Source organism: Pseudomonas mediterranea CFBP 5447 (genome assembly GCF_000774145.1).
Classification (GTDB): domain Bacteria; phylum Pseudomonadota; class Gammaproteobacteria; order Pseudomonadales; family Pseudomonadaceae; genus Aquipseudomonas; species Aquipseudomonas mediterranea.
Map to the genome: position 1 here is coordinate 393,246 of NZ_KN322987.1, position 22,363 is coordinate 415,608.

Here is a 22,363-nt window from a genome sequence, read left to right on the forward strand (position 1 = left end):
TCAGCCGACATCAATGGCGACTGAGTGCTCGCTTCGCGAGCAAGCTCGCGCCCGGTTCGGGGAGCGGATGTGGCTGAGCCTGTGTCAATCTTCATGGGATAACAGCGCCTCCAGCGCGGGCCAGTGGTGGCGTAGGTGAGCGGCCAGGGCGGGTGCCGTTCGCGCCTTTAGGATCGACAGGTGGTCACAGTCGGCGATCACGCACTGCTGACAGTCCAGGTCGACGGCATCCCAGTGCTGTTCGACGGGCGTTGGGGGGTGCCGGCCATGCTCGGCCTGCAGCACTACTACGGGGCCCGGGTAGGCCGGTGTTGGCCGGTAATCGGTCGCCAGGTTGGCCAGGAACACCCGCAGCGGACCGCGCAGTGACGTGGCCCTGGCCTGTGCCGGCATCAAACCGACAGCCTGCATGCGCTCCAGCAGCGTGGCGCATTGTTCTTCCGGCTCCTGATTCGCCAGGGTATCCAGGTCAAGCTCCAGGCTGCATCCGGCATCGAGCTCCAGCAACGCCACGTAGCGCCCCAGGGCCTCACGGGCATCACGGGCCATGCGTTTGCCCGGTACACGGCTGTCGATCAGCAGCACCGGTGCCACCTGCGCACCGCTTGCCTGCAACTGACGGGCGATTTCAAAGGCCAGCCAGCCGCCGAACGAATGCCCCAGCAGGTAGTAGGGGCCGTGCGGCACCTGGGCACGGATCTCCCGCACGTAAGCGCGGGCCGCCGCCTGTACCGACCCGTGGGGTTCGCTGCGGCCATCGAGGCCACGGGCTTGCAGCCCGATCACCGTCAACCGCGCGTCCAGCTGGCGTACCAACGGCACGAAGCTGCTCACGTTGGCGCCTGCGCCCGGCACCATGAACAGGCAGGGCGCATTGGGCGAACCGGTTTGCAACGTCAGGCTCGACCGGCTGGCGGCAGGTTCGAGCGGATGCGCCTCGCTCTGGTCCAGCGCCCGTTCCAGGGCGGCCGCCAGACCTTGCAGATGGTTCGGATCGCGCATGATCGACCAGTGATCGCCTGCGATTCGCTGTTCCATCAAGTCCGCGCCCAGCAGCGCCCGCCAGTCGGCACCCAGGTCGCGGGTGCCGGTCAATTCGGGACGCGCCGAAACCGCACTGAACAGATGCACGGGCAAGCCCAGTGGCGCCGGTCGGTAGCGGACCATGGCGTTGCGCAGGGTCAGGTTAAGGCGCGCCCGGCGGATCAATGCCGGACGATCGAAGCCGGGCGGCAACCAACCTCGGCTGCACGCAGTGGCGAGCACGGTGTCAAGGTCCAGGCCGCTGTGCCATGGCACCTGCCTATCCTCATCGACCTGTTGCGTGGCTAGGTAGCCAAGCAATTGCCCGCGCAGGTCGCTTTCATCGAGACTGAGGGACAACACCGGTGCTCGCAGCGCCCCCGGCTGGCTGCTGTCGATCAGCCCGAGGAAGGCGACATGCTCGTCCTCGCCCAGCAGTTGGCGCGCCATTTCATAGGCCAGCACACCGCCGGCCGACCAGCCCGCGAGCCGATAAGGACCGTCGGGCTGAACGGTGCGCAACAGCGTGATGTAGCGCTTGGCGAGGGTCGGGTTGTCGATACCGTCTTCCAGCTCCGCCGCGGCCTGCACGGCGTAGAGACCGAGTTCCGGGTCCAGGTGGCGGGCCAACCGTTCATACGGAAGCGCCTCGCCGGTGCCCTCGTGGATGAAGAACAGGGGCGGCTGGCGGCCGCTGCCCGGACGAATACACAGCAGGCCCTGGGTGCCAGCGGCATCCCGCGTCACCACCTGACGGGCCAGTGCCGCCAGGTCCTCGGCGTTGAACAGCGCTCCTACGGTGACGTCCAGGCCTTGCGCACGCAGACCGTCGAGCAGTTGCACCAACAGCAACGAATGTCCGCCGAGGGCAAAGAAGTTGTCTTCGCGGCCGACCTGTTCGACACCCAGCAACTGCGACCACAGCTGCGCCAGGCAGGTTTCCATGGCACCGCGCGGCGGTGTGTAGGGGCGTTGTTGCAGGGCCTGGCGGTCTGGCGCTGGCAAGGCGCGCCGATCCAGTTTGCCGTTGGCAGTCAGCGGCCATTCTTGCAGTTGCACGTAGGCACCGGGCAGCATGTGCGCCGGCAGTTGTTCGGCCAGGGCAGCGCGCAGCGCCCCCGGCGCCAAGTCATCACCCGACTCGGCCAGCAGGTAAGCGACCAGGCGCGGATCCCCCGGCTCGTCCTGGCGCGCCAGCACCACGGCCGAGCGCACGCCGTCCAGCGCCGCGAGGCGCGCTTCGATTTCCCCCAGCTCGATGCGGAAACCGCGCACTTTGACCTGCTGGTCGTTACGGCCCAGGTACTGCAACCGGCCGTCGACGGTCCAGCGGGCCAGGTCGCCGGTCTTGTAGAGCCGCTCGCCGCGACTTCCGGCGAACCGCGCTGGCTGGAAGCGTTCGGCATCCAGGGTCGGTCGGTTCAGGTAGCCCCGGGCAAGGCCGGGCCCGGCGACGTGGATCTCGCCGACCACGCCCTGGGGCACCAACTCGCCGTGTTCATCGAGCAAGTAGATCCGCAGGTCCGGGATCGGCCGGCCGATGGGCACCAGCCCAGCGCCAGTGTTGCAGTCGGCGGCTTCGATCGGTTGATAGGTGACGTGCACCGTGGTCTCGGTGATGCCGTACATGTTCACCAGTTGCGTACGCTGGCTGTCCGGCCGTGCGAACCAAGGGCGCAGCGCGGCGGCGTCGAGGGCTTCCCCACCGAACACGATGCAGCGCAGACAATGGGGCTCGGCGCGGGTTTGCTTCATCCAGGCATAGAAGGCGCTGGGGGTTTGGTTGAGGACCGTGACGCCGGCGTCCACCAGCAGGTCGTAGAAGTCCTGCGGGCTGCGCGAGGTCAGATACGGCACTACCACCAGCCGGCCGCCATGCAGCAGCGCCCCCCAGATTTCCCAGACCGAGAAGTCGAACGCGAAGGAGTGAAACAGCGTCCAGACATCCCGCTCGTTGAACCCGAACCAGCTTTCGGTAGCGCTGAACAGTCGTAGCACCGAGCGGTGTTCGATCATCACGCCTTTGGGCACGCCAGTGGAGCCGGAGGTGTAGATGATGTACGCCAGGTCGGCATCGCTGGCCTGGGGATCGGCCGGCAGGTCTGTCCCGGGCTGTTCGCTCCAGTTGCCGCGGTGCGGGTCCAGGGACAGCACCGTACAGGCGGCGGGCACCTGTAGCGCCGGCGGTAGTGCCTCTAAGGTCAGCACCACTCGAGGACTGCTGTCGCCAAGGATGAAGTTCAAGCGTTGTGCGGGATAGACCGGGTCAAGCGGCACATAGGCGCCGCCGGCCTTGAGGCCGGCCAGGATACCCACGAGCATGTCCAGGCCGCGTTCGGCGTGAATGGCCACTCGGCTGTCCGGGCCGACACCCAGCGCTCGCAGGCGATGGGCCAGGCGGTTGGCGCGCTGGTTGAGGGCGCGATAACTCAGGGTCTGCGCGCCGTACTGGAGTGCGATGGCATCGCCTCGGCGCGCTGCCTGGGCCTCGAAGCGTTGGTGCAGGCGTTCGCCCGTCGCCGGCGCCAGGGTGAGGTCAGGGTTGAAACCGTCGAGTAACTGCTGGCGTTCGGCCCGGCTGAGCAAGTCGATGGTGGTCACGATCTGTCGATCGTCGGCGACCATGGCCCGCAGCACCGCCAACAGGGCATGCCAATGGCGCGCCACGGTGGCAGCATCGTATAAGGCGGTGGCGTAATTGAAACCGCCCTGGATCACGCCGTCGGCCTCATGGACGTCCAGCGCCAGGTCGAACTTGGCCGTGGTCACGGGCGCGCCAACGTTTTCCAGCTGCAAGCCGTTGCCCAGGTCAAGCTCCCCACGGGGCGCGTTCTGCCAGGCCAGCATCAATTGGAACACCGCGTTATGGGCCTGCGACCGCGGTGGGTTGAGTGCTTCGATGACCTGTTCGAAGGGTAGGTCCTGATGGTCCTGAGCGGCGAGGGCGAGCGCCCTGACCTGGGCCAGCAGCGCGTCGACCCGCGGTCCTTCGTCCAGGTCGATGCACAGGGCCTGGAAGTTGACGAAGAAGCCGATCAGCGGCTCCAACTCGACCCGGGCGCGGTTGGCGACGGGTGAGCCGATGACCACCCGGGCTTGGCCCGAGAGGCGACTGACCACCACGGACCAGGCGGCCAGCAAGGTCATGTACAAGGTGACGCCATGGCGCCGGCTCAAGGACTTGAGACCCTGGGTCAGTTCCGCGTCGATGTGCACCGGCAAGCTGGCACCCGCGTAATCGAGGCGCGGCGGGCGTGGCCGGTCGGTGGGTAGGGTGACGCAGGTCGGTGCCGCACCCAGGTTTGCAGTCCAGTAGGTACGCTGGCGCTGCAGTTCATCGCCTTGCAACCATTGGCGTTGCCACAAGGTGTAGTCGCCGTACTGGCGCGCCAGCGCCGGCAACGGATCCTCCCGGCCCTGGCTGAAGGCCTGGTAGAGACGGGAGAACTCGTCGGTGAGCACCCCCATGGACCAGCCGTCCGAGACCAGGTGGTGCACGGTCACCAGCAGGATGTGGTCGTCGGTACCCAGGCGCAGCAGGCGGGCACGGACCGGCCACTGGCAAGTGAGATCGAATGGGCGGCCGGCCTCTTCGGCGCAATGGGCTTGCCAGGCCATCGCATCGGCCGTGCTCAGGTCCAGGCTGTCCAGCGGCAAGGCGGCGGGCGGGTCGACGACTTGTCGCGCGTGTCCGGCCAGGCTGACGAAGCGTGTGCGCAGGCTTTCATGGCGCGCCACGATGCGGTCAAGGGCCCGGCGCAGGGCGTTTTCATCCAACTGGCCGCGCAAGCGCAAACCGGCGGGCATGTTGAAGGCCGCTGTCGAATCCGGATTGAGCTGCTGGATCAACCAGAGGTTTTGCTGGGCGAATGACAGCGGCAGCGGTTGACTGCGATCAGCCTCCGGCAACGGCGCCTGGTGGTTCTGGACGGAGCCGCCAAGCAGTGTGGCCAGGGCGTGCAGGCGCGGCTGGGCGAAGACCGCCGAAAGCGGTACTTCCAGGCCCAACCGATGGCGGACCTGGGCGAGCAAACGCAACGCCAGCAGCGAATGCCCGCCGAGGGCGAAAAAGTCATCCTCCCGGCCAATCGGCTCGACGCCAAGCAGTTCACTCCAGATCGCCGCCAGACTGACTTCCAGCTCGCCCTGCGGCGCGCTGTAGGGCGTCTGGGCAAATGACTCAGGCGTTGGGGCCGGCAGGCGCAGGCGATCGACTTTGCCATTGCCGGTCAGCGGCAGGCTCGCCAGTTGCACGAAGGCGCCTGGCAACATGTACTCCGGCAGGCGTTCGCTCAACTGGCTGCGCAGCGCCAGGGGTGACAGCGCTTGTGCGGCGCTGAAGTAGGCCACCAGGCGGGATTCCCCACGCTCGCCAGGTTGCACGACGACCACCGATTCGCGAATGCCGGGCACTTGATCGAGACGACTTTCCACCTCGGCCAGCTCGACCCGATAACCGCGGATTTTGACCTGCGAGTCGTTGCGTCCCAGGTACTGCAAGGTGCCTTCGGCGGTCCAGCGCGCCAGGTCGCCGGTTTTGTAGAGGCGTGCTTCGCCACTTTGGTCGAGGGGGTGGTTGATGAAACGCTCGGCGGTCAGGTCCGGTCGATTCAGGTAACCCAGGGCCAGGGCCGGGCCCGCCACGTGCAACTCACCCACCGCGCCCTGGGGCACCCATTGGCCATGGGCGTCCAGCAGGCACACCTGGGTATTGGCAATCGGCCGACCGATCACCGGTACGTCGGCCCATTGGTCGGGGTCATCGCCCAGGGTATGGGTACAGACCACATGGGTTTCGGTCGGACCGTAGTGGTTGTGCAGGCGCGCCTGGGGATGCTGGCGGAAAAACGCGCGCAGCGCCGCGGTGATGCGCAAGGCCTCGCCGGCGACGATCACATCGCGCAGCGCCGGCAATGCCAGCGGTGCTTCGCTCCAGCGCTCGGCCAGGGCCGCCAGGGCGATGTACGGCAGGAACAGGCGTTCGATGCGGCTATCGCAGAGCCATTGCGGCAGCGCGGCGAGATCCAGGCGCCGGGCCTCGTCCAGCAACACCAGCGTGCCGCCGCTGCCCAGGGTGGAAAATATTTCCTGGAAGGCCACGTCGAAGCCCAGCGCGGCGAATTGCAGGGTGCGCGCGGCACCGGGCAGCGCGTGACCGGCCTGCCAGGCCAACAGGTTGCTCAGGGCCAGATGCCCCATGGCGACGCCCTTGGGCAGGCCGGTAGAGCCGGAGGTGTACATGACGTAGGCCAGGTCGTCCGGGCCCGGCTGCGCCAGCGGTGGTGCGGCGGGGGCCGGTGTCGCGGTGGCCGAAAGGCGGACGGACAACCTGCGGCAGCCCTCGCCAGTCTGCAGGGCCTCGACGCGCTCGGCATCCCACAGCAGCAGGCAGGGCTGACAATCGTCGAGGATGCCTTGCCGACGGGCAAGCGGCTGGCTGGGGTCGAGCGGCACGTAGGCCGCCCCGGTCTTGAGCGTGGCAACCAGGGCCAGCACCATTTCCAGGCTACGGGGCAGGTGGATGGCCACGCGTTGGCCGGGCCCGGCGCCCTGGCCGATCATTGCCCAGGCCAAGTGGTTGGCCTGGCGGTCCAGTTCCCCATAGCTCAAGCCGCGTCCATGCAGTTCGACGGCAATCGCGTCAGGTTGCAGCCGCGCTTGACGCTCGAAGGGGCGATGCACCCAGCCCGCCTCGGGGAATGGGGTCGGCGCCGGGTTGAGCTGGTGCAGCAGGCGCTGGCGTTCGTCGGCGTCGACCAGTGCCAGGTGCGTGACTGCCTGGCGATCGTCGGCGATGAACTGCTTCAGTACCTGGACCAGGTAAGACCAATGCCGGCTGACACTGGCGCACTCGTACAGGGCAGTGGCGTAATTCAGTCCGCCGATGATCCGTCCTTCGGCTTCGTAGAGTTCCAGGGAGAGATCGAACGGCGCAGTGGTCTGCTCGCCGGCCAGGGGCGTGAGGCTCAAGCCGTCGAGGTCCAGGCTGCTGCGGGGCGCGTTCTGCCAGGCGAACATCAGTTGGAACACCGGCGTGTGGGCCAGCGAGCGCGGCGGGTTGAGCGCCTCGACCACGTGCTCGAACGGCACGTCCTGATGGGCCTGGGCCTGCAAGGCATGCTCGCGAACCTGGGCCAGCAACTGGCCGACTTGCGGTGCGCCGCTCAGGTCCACGCACAGTGCCTGGGTGTTGACGAAAAAGCCGATCAGCGGCTCCACTTCACTGCGGGTGCGATTGGCGACCGGGGTGCCGATGACCACCCGTGCCTGGCCGGACAGGCGCGCCACCACCACGGCCCAGGCGGCCAACAGCGTCATGTACAACGACGTGCCGTGGCGCCGGCCCAGCGCCTTGAGCGCCGAAGCGGTGGGCTCATCCAGGGCCACCTCCAGCCGCGCCCCAGCGAAATCCTGGCGCGGCGGCCGCGGGCGGTCGGTGGGCAGGTCGACCCGCTCCGGGGCCTCGCGCAGGTGCTCGAGCCAGTAGGCCAGTTGCCTGGCACCACGCTCGCCGGCCAACCATTCACGTTGCCAGGCGGCGTAGTCGGCGTATTGAATGGCCAAGGGCGCGAGCGAGTCGGGTGCGTTGCCGTGGAAGGCTTTGTACAGCACCGAAAGTTCGTCGATCAGCACACCGATGGACCAGCCGTCGGCGATGATGTGGTGCAAGGTCACGTGCAGCACGTGGCGATGAGCACCCAGACGCGCCAACCACACCCGCAGCAGCGGGCCTTCGCTCAGATCGAAGGGACGGCCGGCTTCGTGGGCCATGGCGGGTTGCAAGTCGGCGGCTTCCGCCAGTTCCACCCGTTCGAAATTCCAGCGCGGGGTGGGGTCGATGACTTGGCGGACCTCGCCGTCCTGCTCGATGAACCGGGTGCGCAGCACCGCGTGGCGCTCGACGATACGCTCCAGGGCATTGCGCAGGGCATTTTCGTCCAGTTCGCCGTCCAATTGCAGGGCGCCGCTGATGTGATAGGCGGCGCTGGCCTGGGCGTCCAGGCGTGCGATGAACCAGAGACGCTGTTGGGCGAACGACAAGGGGCGCGCCGCTGCTTGCGGCAATACAGGAATGCCGGTCAGGACGCTGCGTGTGGCGTTGGCCAGCAGCGGCGCCAGTCCGGCCACGCTCGGGTGCGCATACAGGGTGGCCAGGGGCAGTTCCAGACCCAGGCGTTGGCGCACCCGCGAAACCCATTGCACGGCCAGCAGCGAATGCCCGCCCAGCTCGAAGAAATCATCGTGCCGGCCAACCCGGGCCACGCCCAGGAGGTCGCACCAGATGTCGGCCATGAGACATTCCTGTTCGCCACGCGGTGCCTCGTAGGCTTGGGAGCACCAGGCATCGTCGCCGGGGCGCGGCAAGGCCGCCCGGTCGAGCTTGCCGTTGGGCGTCAGCGGCAGGCTGTCCAGCGGCATGATCAGGGCCGGCACCATGTGCCTTGGCAAAACTTCGGCCAGGGCATCGCGCAGGGCCGTCGCAACCAGCGGTCCATGACCGGCGTCCGCCACCGCGTAGGCCACCAACCCCGGCTCGCGGCCATCGCGGGCAAGGGCCTGTACCGCCGCCGCGCTGACCTGGGGCAGTGCCAGCAAGGCCGCTTCGATTTCCCCCAATTCGATGCGGAAACCGCGGATCTTGACCTGGAAGTCGTTGCGCCCCAGGTAGTGGAGATGCCCCTCGGCATCCCAGAAACCCAGGTCGCCCGTGCGGTACAGCCGCGCCGTCGGGTCGCTGCTGAACGGGTCGGCCAGGAAGCGCTCCCGGGTCAGTTCCGGGCGGCGATGGTAACCGCGGCCGACGCCGGCACCGCCAATGTACAGCTCGCCCGGCACGCCCACCGGCAACGGTTGCAGGGCCTCGTCGAGGACGTGCACCTGGGTGTTGTCGATGGGCCGACCGATGTGCGGTTGGAACCCCCGATCACGGTCCATCGACACCCAGGTCGAATAGACCGTGGTTTCGGTCGGACCGTAGAGGTTGTTGACCTGGCGTACCGCGGTGTCGGCGAACAGCCGCTCCACCAATCCCCGTGGCAACGCCTCGCCGGCCAGGTTGACGCACTCCAGCGAAGCCGCGAGGGCGTCGGCGCGCAGCAGCGCGTCGAGCGCCGACGGCACGGTGTTGAGCAGGCTCAGGTCCGGGCGCTGGTCGAGCAAGGCGAGGGCGTCGTCCACCAGTTCCAGGGTGCCGCCACAGGACAGCGGCGCGAAGCACTCGAACACCGACAGATCGAAGTTGATCGAGGTGCTGAACAGGCTGCACTCAAGGGTTTGCGCACTGAAGCTGCGCAGCGCCCAGTCAAGGAAGTTGCGCGCGTTGCGGTGCTCGATCATCACGCCCTTGGGGGTGCCGGTGGAGCCGGAGGTGTAGATCACGTAGGCCAGATGATGCCCACCCAGGCCCAGTTGCACGGGGGCCGGGTTGTCGGCTGGTTGTTCGGCGAGGCGCGCCTGGGTCTGCGGATCGTCCAGGCACAGCAGTATGCAGCCATCGCTGGCGGTCACCTTCGATTGCAGTGCAGCGACCGTCAGCAACGCCCGCGGGGCGCTGTCTTCGAGCATGTGCGTCAGGCGCTCGCGGGGATAGGCCGGATCCAGCGGTACGTAGGCCGCCCCGGCCTTGAGAATACCCAGCAGGGCCACCAGCAGGTGCGGACCACGCTCAAGACAAATCGCCACGCGGCTGTCGGGGCGTACCCCGGTTTGCAGCAACAGGTGGGCCAAGCGATTGGCCCGGCTGTTGAGTTGCCCGTAGGTCAACGGCGCGGCACCGTCAGCGGCGTCGAAACGTGCGGCGATGGCCTCGGGTTGACGCGCGGCCTGTTGTTCCAGGGCCCGATGCAGCAAGGCTTCGGCGGGCCGTTCGCGGGCCGTGTCGTTGAAGGTCTGCAGCAGTCGTTCGCGTTCCGCCTCGGGCACTACCGAAAGGTGGCAGGCCAGCGTGTCGGGCTGCCGATCGAGGGCGTCCAGCAGATTTTCCATTGCGCTGCTGAGCCAGCCGAGCACCGGCGCGGCGCCGACCTGGGGGTCGATCTGCAGGCTCAATGAGAAACCCTCGCCGAGGTCGTCCACCGAGAGGTTGAACGGGTAGTTGGTGCGTTCCTCGCCGCCGAGCACGCGCATGCCAGCGAGCCGAGAGGCCTGGTCGTTGCCTGCGCTATGGCGGTAATTGAGCAGCGCCGAGAACAACGCGGTGCCATTGGGCAGCGCGCTGCAGCGTTGGGCCAGGGCCAGGGGCGCGTGTTCGTGGGCGATCAGTCGGCTGAGCAGGGCGTGGGTTTGTTGCAGCGCTTGCTCTACGGGGACCACCAGGCGCACCCGCAGCGGCAGGGTGTTGATGAACAGGCCCATGGCCGTGGCGGCCTCGGCAGCGCCCGACAAGCGCCCGAACATCACCGTGCCGAACACCACGTCGTCGCGACCGCTGGTCTTGCCCAGCACCATCGCCCAGGCCAGGTGAAACAGGCTCGCGCTGCTGACTTGCAGGCGCCGCGACAGTTCGCGAATGCGTCGACTCAACGCCATCGGCAGCGGCGCCTCCAACGTCTGCACCTGGCTACCGTCCCCGCGTACATCGAGCAGGCCGCACGGTGTGGTAGGCTCGTCGATATCACCCAGCAATTCGCTGAAAAACGCCGTGTGTTGCGCCTCGCTCAAGCCCTGGCGGGCGCGCAAGACGAAATCGCGAAACGGCTGTGGCGCCTGCAATTGGTCCACGCGACCTTGCTGGATCGCCGCGACTTCTCCCACCAGCCGCTCCAGGGAGGTGTGGTCCATCACCGCGTGATGGTGCAGCAGTTGCAACAGCCACCGCCCGCCGGCCGGGTCCTCGGCGGCGACTGCGCGCATCAGTGGTGCCTGGCGCAGATCCAGGCGTTGCCGACGCGGATCGGTATAAACCCGCAGTGCGGCCTGCACATCGGCCTGGCCCGTAGTGAACCGCTCCAAGGTCAGCGGAGCCTGGCGCCAGACCACCTGCAGCGGCTCGTCGAGGCCTTCCCAGGCCAGTGCGGTGCGCAGGATGTCGTGGCGGGCGATGGCCTGGTTCAGGGCCTCCATGAAGCGCAGCAGGCAGACCTCGTCGTCGAAGGCCAGCATCACGTGGAGCAAATAGGTGTCGCCATGCGCCTGTAGCAGATGGTGGAACAGAATGCCGGCCTGCAACGGCACCAGCGGATAGATATCCTGGATATTCGCCGCGCCACCGGGCACGCCGGCAACGATGCTTTCGATCTGCGCTTGATCGAGATGACACAGGTCGAACATCGCCGGGGTGATGTGGGTGGTCCCCACGGGCAGTCCGCTGGTCCGGGCCGCCGGGTTCTCGGGCTGGCGCAGGGCTTCGATCAGCGCCGGTTTGTGGCTGCGCAGCAGTGCGATCAGTGCCTGGTCGGCCAGGACTTCGTCGTCCGCCACCACCGACAGTTGATCGCCGCGCAGGGACAGGGTGACGCCACGGTGTTTGAGCAAGGCCAGCAATTGATCCGCAGTCACAGGAGCAGTTCCTTCAATGGAGTGGTGACCGCCGCCAGACCGGCGAGGGTCGGCGCGGTGAACAGTTGGCTGATGTCGGCCCGCAGGTTGTGCTGGCGCAAGCGCTCGACCAGCCCCATGGCGATCAGCGAATGGCCGCCCAGGGCGAAGAAATTGTCGTGGCGGCTGACCCGCTCGACATTCAGCAGCTCGCACCAGAGAGCGGCCAGGACAACCTCGATTTCGCCCTGGGGCGCTTCATAAGGCGTCTGCACGAACGCTTGGGCGTCCGGCTCGGGCAGCGCATTGCGGTCGAGCTTGCCGTTGGCGGTCAACGGCAGCCGGTCCAGGCGCACATAGGCGCTGGGCAGCATGTAGTCGGGCAAATGCTCGCTCAGGGCGGCGCGGGCCTGGCCTGGAGTCGGCGGTATGTCGCCCTGCAAGTAAGCGATCAGCCGGTCCACACCGTGGCGATCGGCACGGCCCAGCACCACGGCCTGACGCACCCCGGGCAGCGCCAGCAGGTGGCTTTCGATTTCACCCAGTTCGATGCGATGCCCGTGGATTTTTACCTGGAAGTCGGTGCGTCCCAGGTAACTGAGGCTGCCATCCGACTCCCAGCGGCCGAGGTCGCCGGTGCGATACAAGCGCGCGTCGGGCTCGCGGGAAAACGGGTCGACGAGGAAGCGCTCGCCGGTGAGCGCCTCACGCCGCCAGTAACCGCGCGCCACGCCCTGGCCGCCGATATGAATCTCTCCGACCACCCCCTGCGGGACGCGCCGACCGTGGACGTCTAGCACCTGCACCCGGGTATTGGGCAATGGCTGGCCGAGGCTCGGCAGCGTGTACTGATCGAGCCAGGCACTGGTGGTGTCGACGGTGCACTCGGTGGGCCCGTAGACGTTCAGTACCCGCACGCCGGATTCGTTGGCCAGTTGTGCCCACAGTTCGGCGGGCACCGCCTCGCCGCCCAGCAGGATGCGCGACGGCAATGGCTGTGGCATGGCCTGCGCCTGCCGGTGCTTGAGCAGGGCTTGCAACTGGCTTGGCGTGCAATCGAACACGGTGACCTGCTGGTGGTGCAAGTAATCCAGCAGCGCCCCGGCATCCAGGCGTATGCGTTTGGGGATCAGCACCAGGCAGTGACCACTGAGCCATTGGCAAAGCTGCTGCACTGAGGCATCGAAGGCCATCGATGCATTGAGTGAGCAGCGGCTGTTGGCGGGCAGGTCGTGCAGACGCTGGCGCAGGCCGGCCCACAGATTGAGCACCGAACGGTGCTCGACCATGACCCCTTTGGGCTGCCCGGTGGAACCGGAGGTGTAGATCATGTACGCCAGGTCGGTCGGCTGCGGCCCTGGCGCGGTTTCTGCCGCTGCCAGTGAGTGCTGCCAGTCATGCTGTCCGGGGGCGTCGAGGCTGATCAACGGTCCGCCCGTGAAGGCGGGCAGCCGCTCGCGCACCTGCTCCTGGGTGATCAGCGCCGCGGGGGCACTGTCGTCCAGCAGATAGGCCAGGCGGCTGGCCGGATAGTCGGGATCCATCGGTACATAGGCACAGCCGGCTTTCCACACCGCCAGCAGGGCCACCGCCGCATGTGCCTGGCGCTCCAGGCACACGGCAACGAACTGACCGCGCCGCAGCCCATGGTTCAGCAGGTGATGGGCCAGGCGGCTGGCTTGCCGGTCGAGCTCACGGAACGTCAGGGACTGATGTCCATCGATCACCGCCAAGGCGTCCGGCGTCGCCGCGACCTGTTCGGCAAATCGCTGCGCCAGCGTACCTTCGGGCGCAACCGTGGGCGGCGGGTTGAAGCGGTTCAGAAGCGCCTCCTCCTGGGGTGGCAGCACGCGCAATTGTTGCACCGGTGTGTCGCCTGGCTGTGCCAGGGTCTCTACCAGCGAGTCCAGGGCTTGCAGCATGAATTCCACGAGCCGCTCGGGCGCGTGTTCGGGGTGGGTCTGGGCGGTGAGCTCGAAGCCTTCGCCCAAGTCGTCCATCGCCAGGTTGAAGGGGTAGTGGGTGCGTTCTTCGCTGTGCAGCAGGGTCATTCCCGGCATGGCCTGGGGGATGTTCGCTTGCCCGGCATGGCTGTAGCGGTAGTTGAACAGCGCACTGAACAGGGCCGTGCCCGCCGGCACCGCGCTGCATCGCTGAGCCAGCGCCAGCGGGGTCTGTTCGTGGCAGAGCAGACCGTTCAAGGCGTCCTGGACCCTTTGCAGCACGGCGTTGGTGCTGTCTTGCAGGCGCACGCGCAACGGCAGCGTGTTGATGAACAGGCCCAGGGTCCGGTCCGCATGGGAACCGGCTTGCAGGCGCCCGAACAGTACCGTGCCGAATACCACGTCATCGCGACCGCTGAGGCGCCCCAGCACCAGCGCCCATGCCAAGTGGCAGATACCGGCCACGCTCACGCCGTGGGCATGGGCCTGTTGGCGCAGCCGGCGCGCCAGTTCCGGGGCCAACGCTTGCCGGTGTTCCAGGGCCTGCCAGCGCGGATCGGCATGCAAGTCGAGGTCGAAAGGCAGGGTCGGCTCGTCCAGGTCGCCCAACTGCTCGCTGAAGAACTTGCCCGCGGCGTCCACCACCTCCGGGCGCCGTGCCTGGGCCACCAGGTCGCGGGGGCTGGTGGGCACGGGCAGCTCGGCCTGATGACCGCCTTCGATCAGGGCAATTTCCTCGACCATCAACTCCAGCGAGGTGTGATCCACCACCACATGGTGATGCAGCAACAACAGCAGCCAACGGTCATGGGCGGCGTCGAAGGCCACGCGGGCTTCGATCAATGGCGCCTGGCGCAGGTCGAGACGGAAATGGCGCGGATCGGCGCTGGCGTGCAAGCGGGCGGCGATATCCTCACCGTCGAGCACCAGGCGTCGCGGCGTGAAGGAGACGTGCCGCAGCACCACCTGCAATGGCTCGTCCAGGTCCTCCCAGAGCACCAGGGTGCGCAGCGCGTCATGCCGGGCAATGACCTGTTCCAGCGCGGCGCAGAATCGTTGCAGGCAGGCCTCGTCGGTAAACGCCAACAAGCTGCGTAGCACGTAGCGATCGCCGTCGCGCTGGGCCCGGTGGTGATAAAGCATGCCTTGCTGCAACGGGCCCAGGGGGTAGATGTCCTGGATATTGGCGGCACCGCCGGGCACCTGCGCGGCGATCTGGTCGATATGCGCCTGGGACAGCGCCACCAGGTCGAGCATCTCGGGAGTGATGCGCAAGCAGGAGGGCGCAATGGCGCTGACACTGGCCTCGGGCGCAGCGCTGCGCTCGAGTGCTTCCAGGCGCCGGGCCTGGGCGGCGAGGGTGGAGCGCTCGAAGACGCTGCGGATGTCCAGGTTCCAACCGTTGCGGCGCAGTTGTTCGAGCAGTTGCACCGCGAGCAGCGAGTGCCCGCCAAGGCTGAAGAAATCATCCTCGCGGTCGATGTCCGGCTGGCCGAGCACCTGCGCCCAGATCGCCGCCAGACGTTGTTCAGTGTCGCCACGGGGTGGCTGCCTGATGCCGTCGGCGAGGGCGATGCCGGGCGCTGGCAGGGCCTGGCGGTCGAGTTTGCCGTTGGGCGTCAGTGGCAGGCGCTCCAGGACGATGCAGGCGCTGGGCAGCATGTAGTCCGGCAAGTGTTGTTCCAGATAGGCGCGTACAGCCGCCGTGTCGGGAACTGGCCCGTGGGCATCCTCGGCCACCAGGTAGGCGACCAGTCGCGGGTCGCCGGACGGCGCGGGCTGCGCCACCACCACCGCTTCGCGCACACCCGGCAGGCCGAGCAACTGGGTCTCTATTTCCCCCAGCTCAATGCGGAAGCCGCGCACCTTGACCTGGAAGTCGTTGCGCCCCAGGTATTCCAGGTGACCGTCGGCCCGCCAGCGCCCCAGGTCGCCGGTGCGGTACATGCGCGCCGCGGGATCGTTGACGAATGGATCGGGCAAGAAGTGTTCGGTGGTCAGTTCGCTGCGGTTCAAATAGCCCCGCGCGACACCGGCGCCACCGATGTAGATCTCCCCGGCCACGCCCAGCGGCACCGGCTGGCGGTGCGGGTCCAACAGGTAAATCCGGGTGTTATCCAGAGGGCGACCAATGCCGGCCAGGTAGCCGTCTTCGCGGCGCATCGACAGCCAGGTGGAATAGGTGGTGGTTTCGGTCGGACCGTAGAGGTTGCACACCCGGCGCGCCGCGCTGCGGCTGAACAACTGTTCCACCAGCGCAGCCTTGAGCGGTTCGCCGGCCAGGTTGATGACACGGACGGTGTCGGGGATGGCATCGATCCGCGCCAGTTGCTCGACCGCCGAGGGCACGCTGTTGATGAGCGTCACGGGCCGTGGCTGCGCCAGCAGGGAGAGGGCGTTGTCCACCAGTTGCAGGGTCGCGCCGGCGGCCAGCGGCACGAAGCATTCGAACACCGCCAGGTCGAAGTTGATCGAGGTGGCGAACAGGCTCAGTTGCATCTCCTCGGCCTGAAAATTAGCCAGCGCCCAATGCAGCAGGTTGCAGGCGTTGCGGTGTTCGATCATCACGCCCTTGGGCAGGCCGGTCGAACCGGAGGTGTAGATCACGTAGGCCAGGTGCGCCGGGGTCAGGTTAGGGATCTTCGGGTTGTCCAGGGACAGGGCGTCCAGGCGCTCCGCCAGCGGCGGCGAATCCAGCTGCCAATGGGCTGCGCCTGGGGACGTCGGCAGGCGCCCGTGCGCGGCCTGGCTGGTGAGCACCAGGCGCGGCGCACTGTCTTCGAGCATGTGCACCAGGCGCGCCGTCGGATAAGTCGGATCCAGCGGCACGTAGGCCGCACCGGCCTTCAGGGTGGCGAGCATGGCCACCAGCAGGTGAGGGCCGCGTTCAAGGCAGATCGCTACCCGGTCATCGGGGCGCACGCCGGCAGCCAGCAGGGCATGGGCCAGCTGGTTCGCGCGGCCATTGAGTTGCGCATAGGTGAGCGACGTCTCCCCGGCGCTGTCGATCTGCGCCGCCACCCGGTCGGGATGCAGGGCCGCCTGCTGCTCAAAGGGTTGATGCAGCAGGGTGTCGCGTGGGTGCGCCCGGTGGGTGGGGTTGAATCCGTTCAGTACCTGCTCGCGCTCGGCGGCGGGCAGTGTGTCCAAGGTGCACGCGCGTATCGCTGGCGTCGATTCCAGGTTCTGTGCCAGCGTTTCGAGGGCCTGGATCATGTGGGCCAGCACGGCCTCGGTGTCCACCGAGTGATGGATCTGCCCGGTCAGGGCGAAGCCGTCGCCGAGGTCGTCCACGGACAGGCTGAACGGGTAGTTGCTGCGCTCCTCGCTGCCCAGCCACTGCGTACCCGGCAACGCGAACGCCGGTTGTGCGCTGCGTTGAGCCTGACTGTGACGAAAATTCAGCAGCGCCGAAAACAACGGCGTCTGGGCGGGCAGGGCGCTGCACCGTTGCGCCAGCGCCAGAGGCGCGTGTTCTTGGGCGAGCAATTCGATCAGCCGGGCGTGGGTCTGCCGCAGGGCCGTGTGCAGCGGCGCGTCCAGGTCGACGCGCAGTGGCAAGGTGTTGATGAACATGCCCAGCGCTCGCTCGGCTTGTTCGCCGGCGCTGAAACGACCGAACAGCACGGTGCCGAACACCACCTCGTCGCGACCGCTGGCCTTGCCGATCAACAGGGCCCAGGCCAGGTGGAACAGGCTGGCGACACCGACCTCCCAAGTCTTGGCCAACCGTCGCAGACGCAGGTCCAGGGCAGGCTCCAGCCTGCGCTGGGCCTCACGATTATCGCGGCCCGAACCTTGTACGTCGTGCAGCCCGTAGGGCAGGGTCGGTTCGGTGAGGTCGCCGAGCAGCCGCTGGAAATAAGCCTCGGCGCTGGCCTGGCGATGGGGCTGGCGAGCCTGGGCGACGAACTGGCGAAACGGCACGCTCGGGGGCAGATGGCGATGGGGGTCGAGCATCAGCGCACGCACCTCGGCGAACAGCAATCCCAGGGTGGCGTGGTCGATAGCCAGGTGATGGTGGACCAGTTGCAATTGCCAGTGCTGTGCCGTGCTGTCGAAGCGCACGAAGGCTCGCGCCAGGGGCGCGCGTCGAATGTCCAGCGGTTGGTCGCTGAAGCGTTCACCGTCGGCGAGCCTTTGCACCGGCAGGTTCGCGCTACGCCAGACCACCTGCACCGGCTCGTCCAGGCCTTCCCAGAGTACCGCGCTGCGCAGGACATCGTGACGGGCGATCACTTGGTCGAACGCCGCGACGAAGCCTTGCAATCGCTCGTGGCTGTCGAAGGCCAGGGTGGCGCGCAGCAAGTAGGCGTCGTCATCCGGTTGCAACAGGTGCTGGAACAGCAAGCCTTCCTGCAGAGGCGCCAGCGGGTAGATGTCCTGGACGTTGGCCGTGCCACCCTCGACAGCCGCGACGACCGAGTCGATCTGCGCTTGCGGCAGGCTGAGCAGGGGCAGCATGTCCGGGGTGATGCGCGGGCAGTCCGGGGCGATGCCCGAAGCGATGACAGGCGCGTTGGGTTCGGCTGGGCTCACCGGGTGTTCGAGCAGCAGGGCCAGATGATGGAGGTTCGCCGCGCTGAACAAGGTCCCGATGTCGAGGTGCCAACCCTCGGCCCGCAATTGCTCGACCAGTTGCACGGCCATCAACGAGTGACCGCCGAGGGCAAAGAAATTGTCCTGGCGTCCTACCCGCGGCACGCCGAGGGTTTGCGCCCAGAGCTCGGCGAGACGACTTTCCACCGGCCCCTGGGGAGCTTCGTAGCGCTGCAAGGCGAAGTGGTCTTCACTCGGCTCGGGCAGGGCGCGGCGGTCCAGCTTGCCATTGGCGGTCAGGCTGAAAGCCTCCACGTGCACAAAGGCCGCCGGCAGCATGTAGTCCGGCAATACCGTGGCCAAGCGGCCTCGCAGTTCATTGGGTTGTTGAGCCTGGGTCGCGCTGAAATAGGCCAACAGGCGCTGCTGGGCGTCGACCCGCACCACCGCTTCGGTGATTCCGGGCAGGGCCTTGAGCTGCGCTTCGATTTCCCCCAACTCGATGCGGAAACCGCGGACCTTGACCTGCAGGTCGTTGCGTCCCAGGAACATCAGTACGCCGTCGGCTCGCCAGCGCACCAGATCACCGGTGCGGTACAGCCGCGTCCCCGGGGTGAAAGGGTTGGCGACGAAGCGCTCTTCGCTCAATTGCGCCTGGTTCAGATAACCGAGGGCCAGCCCGTCGCCACCGATGTACAGCTCCCCAGCGACGCCGATGGGCAGCGGCTGGCGCCGCTCATCGAGGACGTAGACCTGGGTATTGCCAATGGGGCGGCCGATGGGAATGTCGCCCGCCAGCGCATCCTCTAGCGTGATGCGGTGGGTGGTGGCGAAGGTGGTGCTTTCGGTGGGGCCGTAGCCGTTAAGCAACTGCCCGGGAGGCGACTGGCGCAGCACCCGCTCGATGCAGCGCGGGTCCAGCACATCACCGCCCACCATCAGCAAGCGCAGGGCGGCGAAGGCCGGGGCCAGAGTCTCGGCGAACTGGTGGAACAACCCGGCGGTGAGCCACAGCACGCTGACTTCGTGGCGCAACAGGTGTTCATTCAAGCGCCCGGCGTCGAGCACGGTCTGGCGCGGGCAGACCACCAGGCAGCCACCGTTGAGCAGGGCACCCCAGATTTCCAGGGTGCTGGCGTCAAAGGCCGGGTTGGCGGCCAGGGCGATGCGATCCTGGACGCTGAAGTCGGCAAAGCCGTTGTTGCGCACCAGCCGGGTCACGGCGCGGTGCGGCACCTGCACGCCCTTGGGCACGCCGGTGGAGCCGGAGGTGTACATGATGTAGGCGACAGCGCCGGCACGGCTCAGCGACGGGGTCGGCGCGTCTTCGAATGATCCGCCGACATCGATCAGTTGCACGCCTTGCACCGCCGGCCTGTCGTCGCCTTCGACCAGCAGCCAGCCACTGCCACAATCCGCCAGGACCCGCGCCTGATGGGCCAGCGGGGCATCCCGGTCGATGGGCACATAGGCGGCGCCGCACTTGAGGATGGCCAGCACCGATACGATCAATGCCGTGCCGCGGGGCAAAGCCAACGCCACTTGGTCACCGGCCTTGATACCGCAGGCCGCCAGATGCCCGGACAGGCGTCCGGCGCGGCGGTCGAGCTGACGATAGCTCAACGACTGCCCGCCATCGAGCAGTGCCGTGGCGTCGGGACGCCGCCGCACCTGCGCTTCGAACAGGCTGTGCAGGGGCTCGTCGGCCGGGTAGTCACGGAGGCTGGCATTGAATTCGTGGAGTACTTGCTGCTGTTCGGCGGCGTCCAGCAGCGAAGCCTCGGCCAGCGGCCGGTCAGGATCAGTCAGCAGTTGCTCGGTCAGATGTTGAAGGCGCCGCAGATGCGCGGCCATGTCGTCGGCGCTGAACAGCCGTGGGTCGTAGTTGAACTCCAGGAGCGGCTCGGTTTTCTCCTCGTAATGACGCAGGTAGATGGCCAGAGGGTAGCGCTCATGGCCGTTGTGCCAGGTGCGCAGCGCACATCGTGCCGGACCCAGATGCACGTCCCCCGGGTATTGCTCGACTGACAGCATCACCTCGAACAAATGACCGGGATGACCGGCGCGGGCGCGCAATTCACGATGCAGGGTTTGCAGCGGATAGCGTTGGTGCCGGTAGCTGCGCAGTGTCTGGCTGGCCACCTGCTGCACGGTGCGGGCAAAGCTCAGCGTCGGATCGACCTGCACCGCCAATGGCAGGACCGAGGAAAACATCCCGGCCGTGCGCTTTTGCAACGGGTTGCTGCGGTTGTGTACGGGCAGGCCGATGACCAGCCGTTCGCGTTGATCGGTCATCCGGCTGAAATAGTAGGCCAGCAGGGCGCTGAGACTGTGGCTCAGCGTGGCTCCCTGGGTTTTCGCCCATTGGCTCAACCGCTCGAGGCGCTCGCCGCCCAGGGTCCAGATTGCCTGGGCGCTGGGCACCGGCTCGCCGCCGTTGGCTCGCGGCGCTTGCTGGAACAATGGCGCCGGCAGCGCCGGAAACTGTTCGATCCAGTAATCGCGGGCCTTGGCGTAGCGCGTCGAGTCGAGGAACGCCTGGTCCCGCGCCACGAAGTCGCGATAACCCTGTGCCAACTCGGGATCAAGAACAGGCGACTGGCCTTGCAGCAACTGGTTATAGGCCGCGCTCACGGCCTGGCCGATCAGGCCCACCGAAGTGCCGTCGCAGATCAGGTGGTGATAGCGGCTGTTCCACAGCGCATGGGTGTCCGACAACTGGAACCACTCCATGCTCCACAACGGCTGATCGTAAAGGCTGAACGGGGTACGGTTGAGCTGCGTGATGCGGGTCAGGGCAGCGTCGCGGGCCTGGGGTTCGGCGCGCCAGTCGTGGTAGGCCAGGGCACCCGGCACGGTGTCGTCAACCCGTTGCGTCACGTGCCCGGCCTGCTCGCTGAAAACCAACCGCAACGCGTCATGCTGGGCCACCACGACCCGTAGCGCGGCGGCGAACAGGGCGAGGTCTACCGCACCGTGGATTTCCACGGTGACACCGATGTTGTAGGAGGGCGTATCGGGCGACAGCTGTTGATCGAGCCAGACGGACTGTTGGGTGGAACTCAATGAATAGCATTGCGCTTCGACCATGACACTTCCCTGTGAATGGTTGCGATCCCGGTCGACACGCAGCGGAGGCGGCGACTTTCGCGAACCGATTGTCCTTGAGAACGAACGGCGCACGGGGCCTGTCGACGGGCCTGTGTCCCTGTCTGAAAAAGGGAGCGAGGCAAGCCGCTGGCGGCGCTCGGACGTTCAATCCGAGCGCGTAACATAGCAGCGCTTTCGAAGATGGGAAGCTAATTTTTAACGGTTGTACGATGTCATAACGCGATCATATGACTGCGGTTCCGCAGCCTAGAGCGGCCGCCGCATCGGGTGGGAAAGGATAAGGTTCACTGCACCGAATATGGCGATGGGACCAGCACCTCTCGGTGCGAACGTTCTTCGACCGAGCGCTGTTGCCAAGCAGCCGATGTCAGAACCGCCCGCCACCAACGCCATGCCCTCCGGTGTTCCATCCGCCATCAGAAAAAGTGACCCTTACGATTGCTCACATAATGGTCGGGCCAGCCGAAAGCTTCTTATCGCCTGTTTTCTTGAAAGGAGTATTTGAATGCTGGTGCAAGAGGCTGTGAGCTTTACTGAAGAGGATCAGCGCATTCTGGATTCTCTGATGCCCGGACAGGAGGGATGGCACACGCCGAGTGATCTGGAGTGTTTGTCCACCTGCCCCTATTCAAGTCGCTGTGTCAGCCATGGGCCGGCAGAGAAAGTCTGCTCTGATGATTGGAGACAGGCCCCATTGGATGAAGACTCCTCCAAGGTCTTCGTGCATGTCCTGCAGAACTTCGATTTTTACAACCAGGCCGATTTACCGCATTTAACCGTCCAATCGAAGGCCGTGTCTGCGCTTCATTCCAAATTCCTGAAAGCAATGGAAAGCCTGGTTGTCTCGGAGTATGCGGAAGGGTCTTTGCAAATGATCCAGCATCGTCGGCGCGAGCGAGCCAAAGGTGTTTCTCGGCGGCTGAAGAACGAGCGCTTTTTTCAAACGAAAAAACTTGAGTGTGAGGCGTGTGGCGTCGATTTCTACGGGCGCTACGGAGCGGCGGGCTTTCGGGTCATTGAGTGCCATCACCAGATCCCGCTGTCTCATGGAGACCATAAAGGGAAAACCAACCCGCAGGATCTGGCGTTGCTATGCGCGAATTGCCACAGGCTCGCTCACACATCGGAGTCACTGCATCGAACGGATGCTTTGCGCCAATACGTTCAAGGCGAGGCAGCTAAATAATCGGTTATGCTCACGGGAGCCATCCCGCCTGCACCCCTGGCGCCGGCTCCATTTCAACCAAAACCGGGCTACTTGCCCCCTGCTG

3 protein-coding genes are annotated in these 22,363 nt (G+C 66.6%); 1 reads left to right on the plus strand and 2 read right to left on the minus strand.

The genetic code is table 11. The annotated features are described in order from the left end of the window. Positions 1–84: 84 nt before the first annotated feature. The gene (locus N005_RS21930; protein WP_052126441.1) at positions 85–11,520 is read right to left on the minus strand and encodes a non-ribosomal peptide synthetase; all 11,436 of its coding nucleotides are present in this window, start codon (positions 11,518–11,520) and stop codon (positions 85–87) included. After that, entirely contained in the window at positions 11,517–21,071 is a 9,555-nt protein-coding gene (locus N005_RS21935; protein WP_052126442.1) for a non-ribosomal peptide synthetase, read from the minus strand. The genes N005_RS21930 and N005_RS21935 overlap by 4 nt, the downstream gene beginning before the upstream one ends. 526 nt (positions 21,072–21,597) lie before the next feature. Between N005_RS21935 and N005_RS27845 the strand changes: the two genes are divergently transcribed. Then, the gene (locus tag N005_RS27845; protein WP_052126443.1) at positions 21,598–22,278 is read left to right on the plus strand and encodes an HNH endonuclease; all 681 of its coding nucleotides are present in this window, start codon (positions 21,598–21,600) and stop codon (positions 22,276–22,278) included. Positions 22,279–22,363 lie beyond the last annotated feature (85 nt).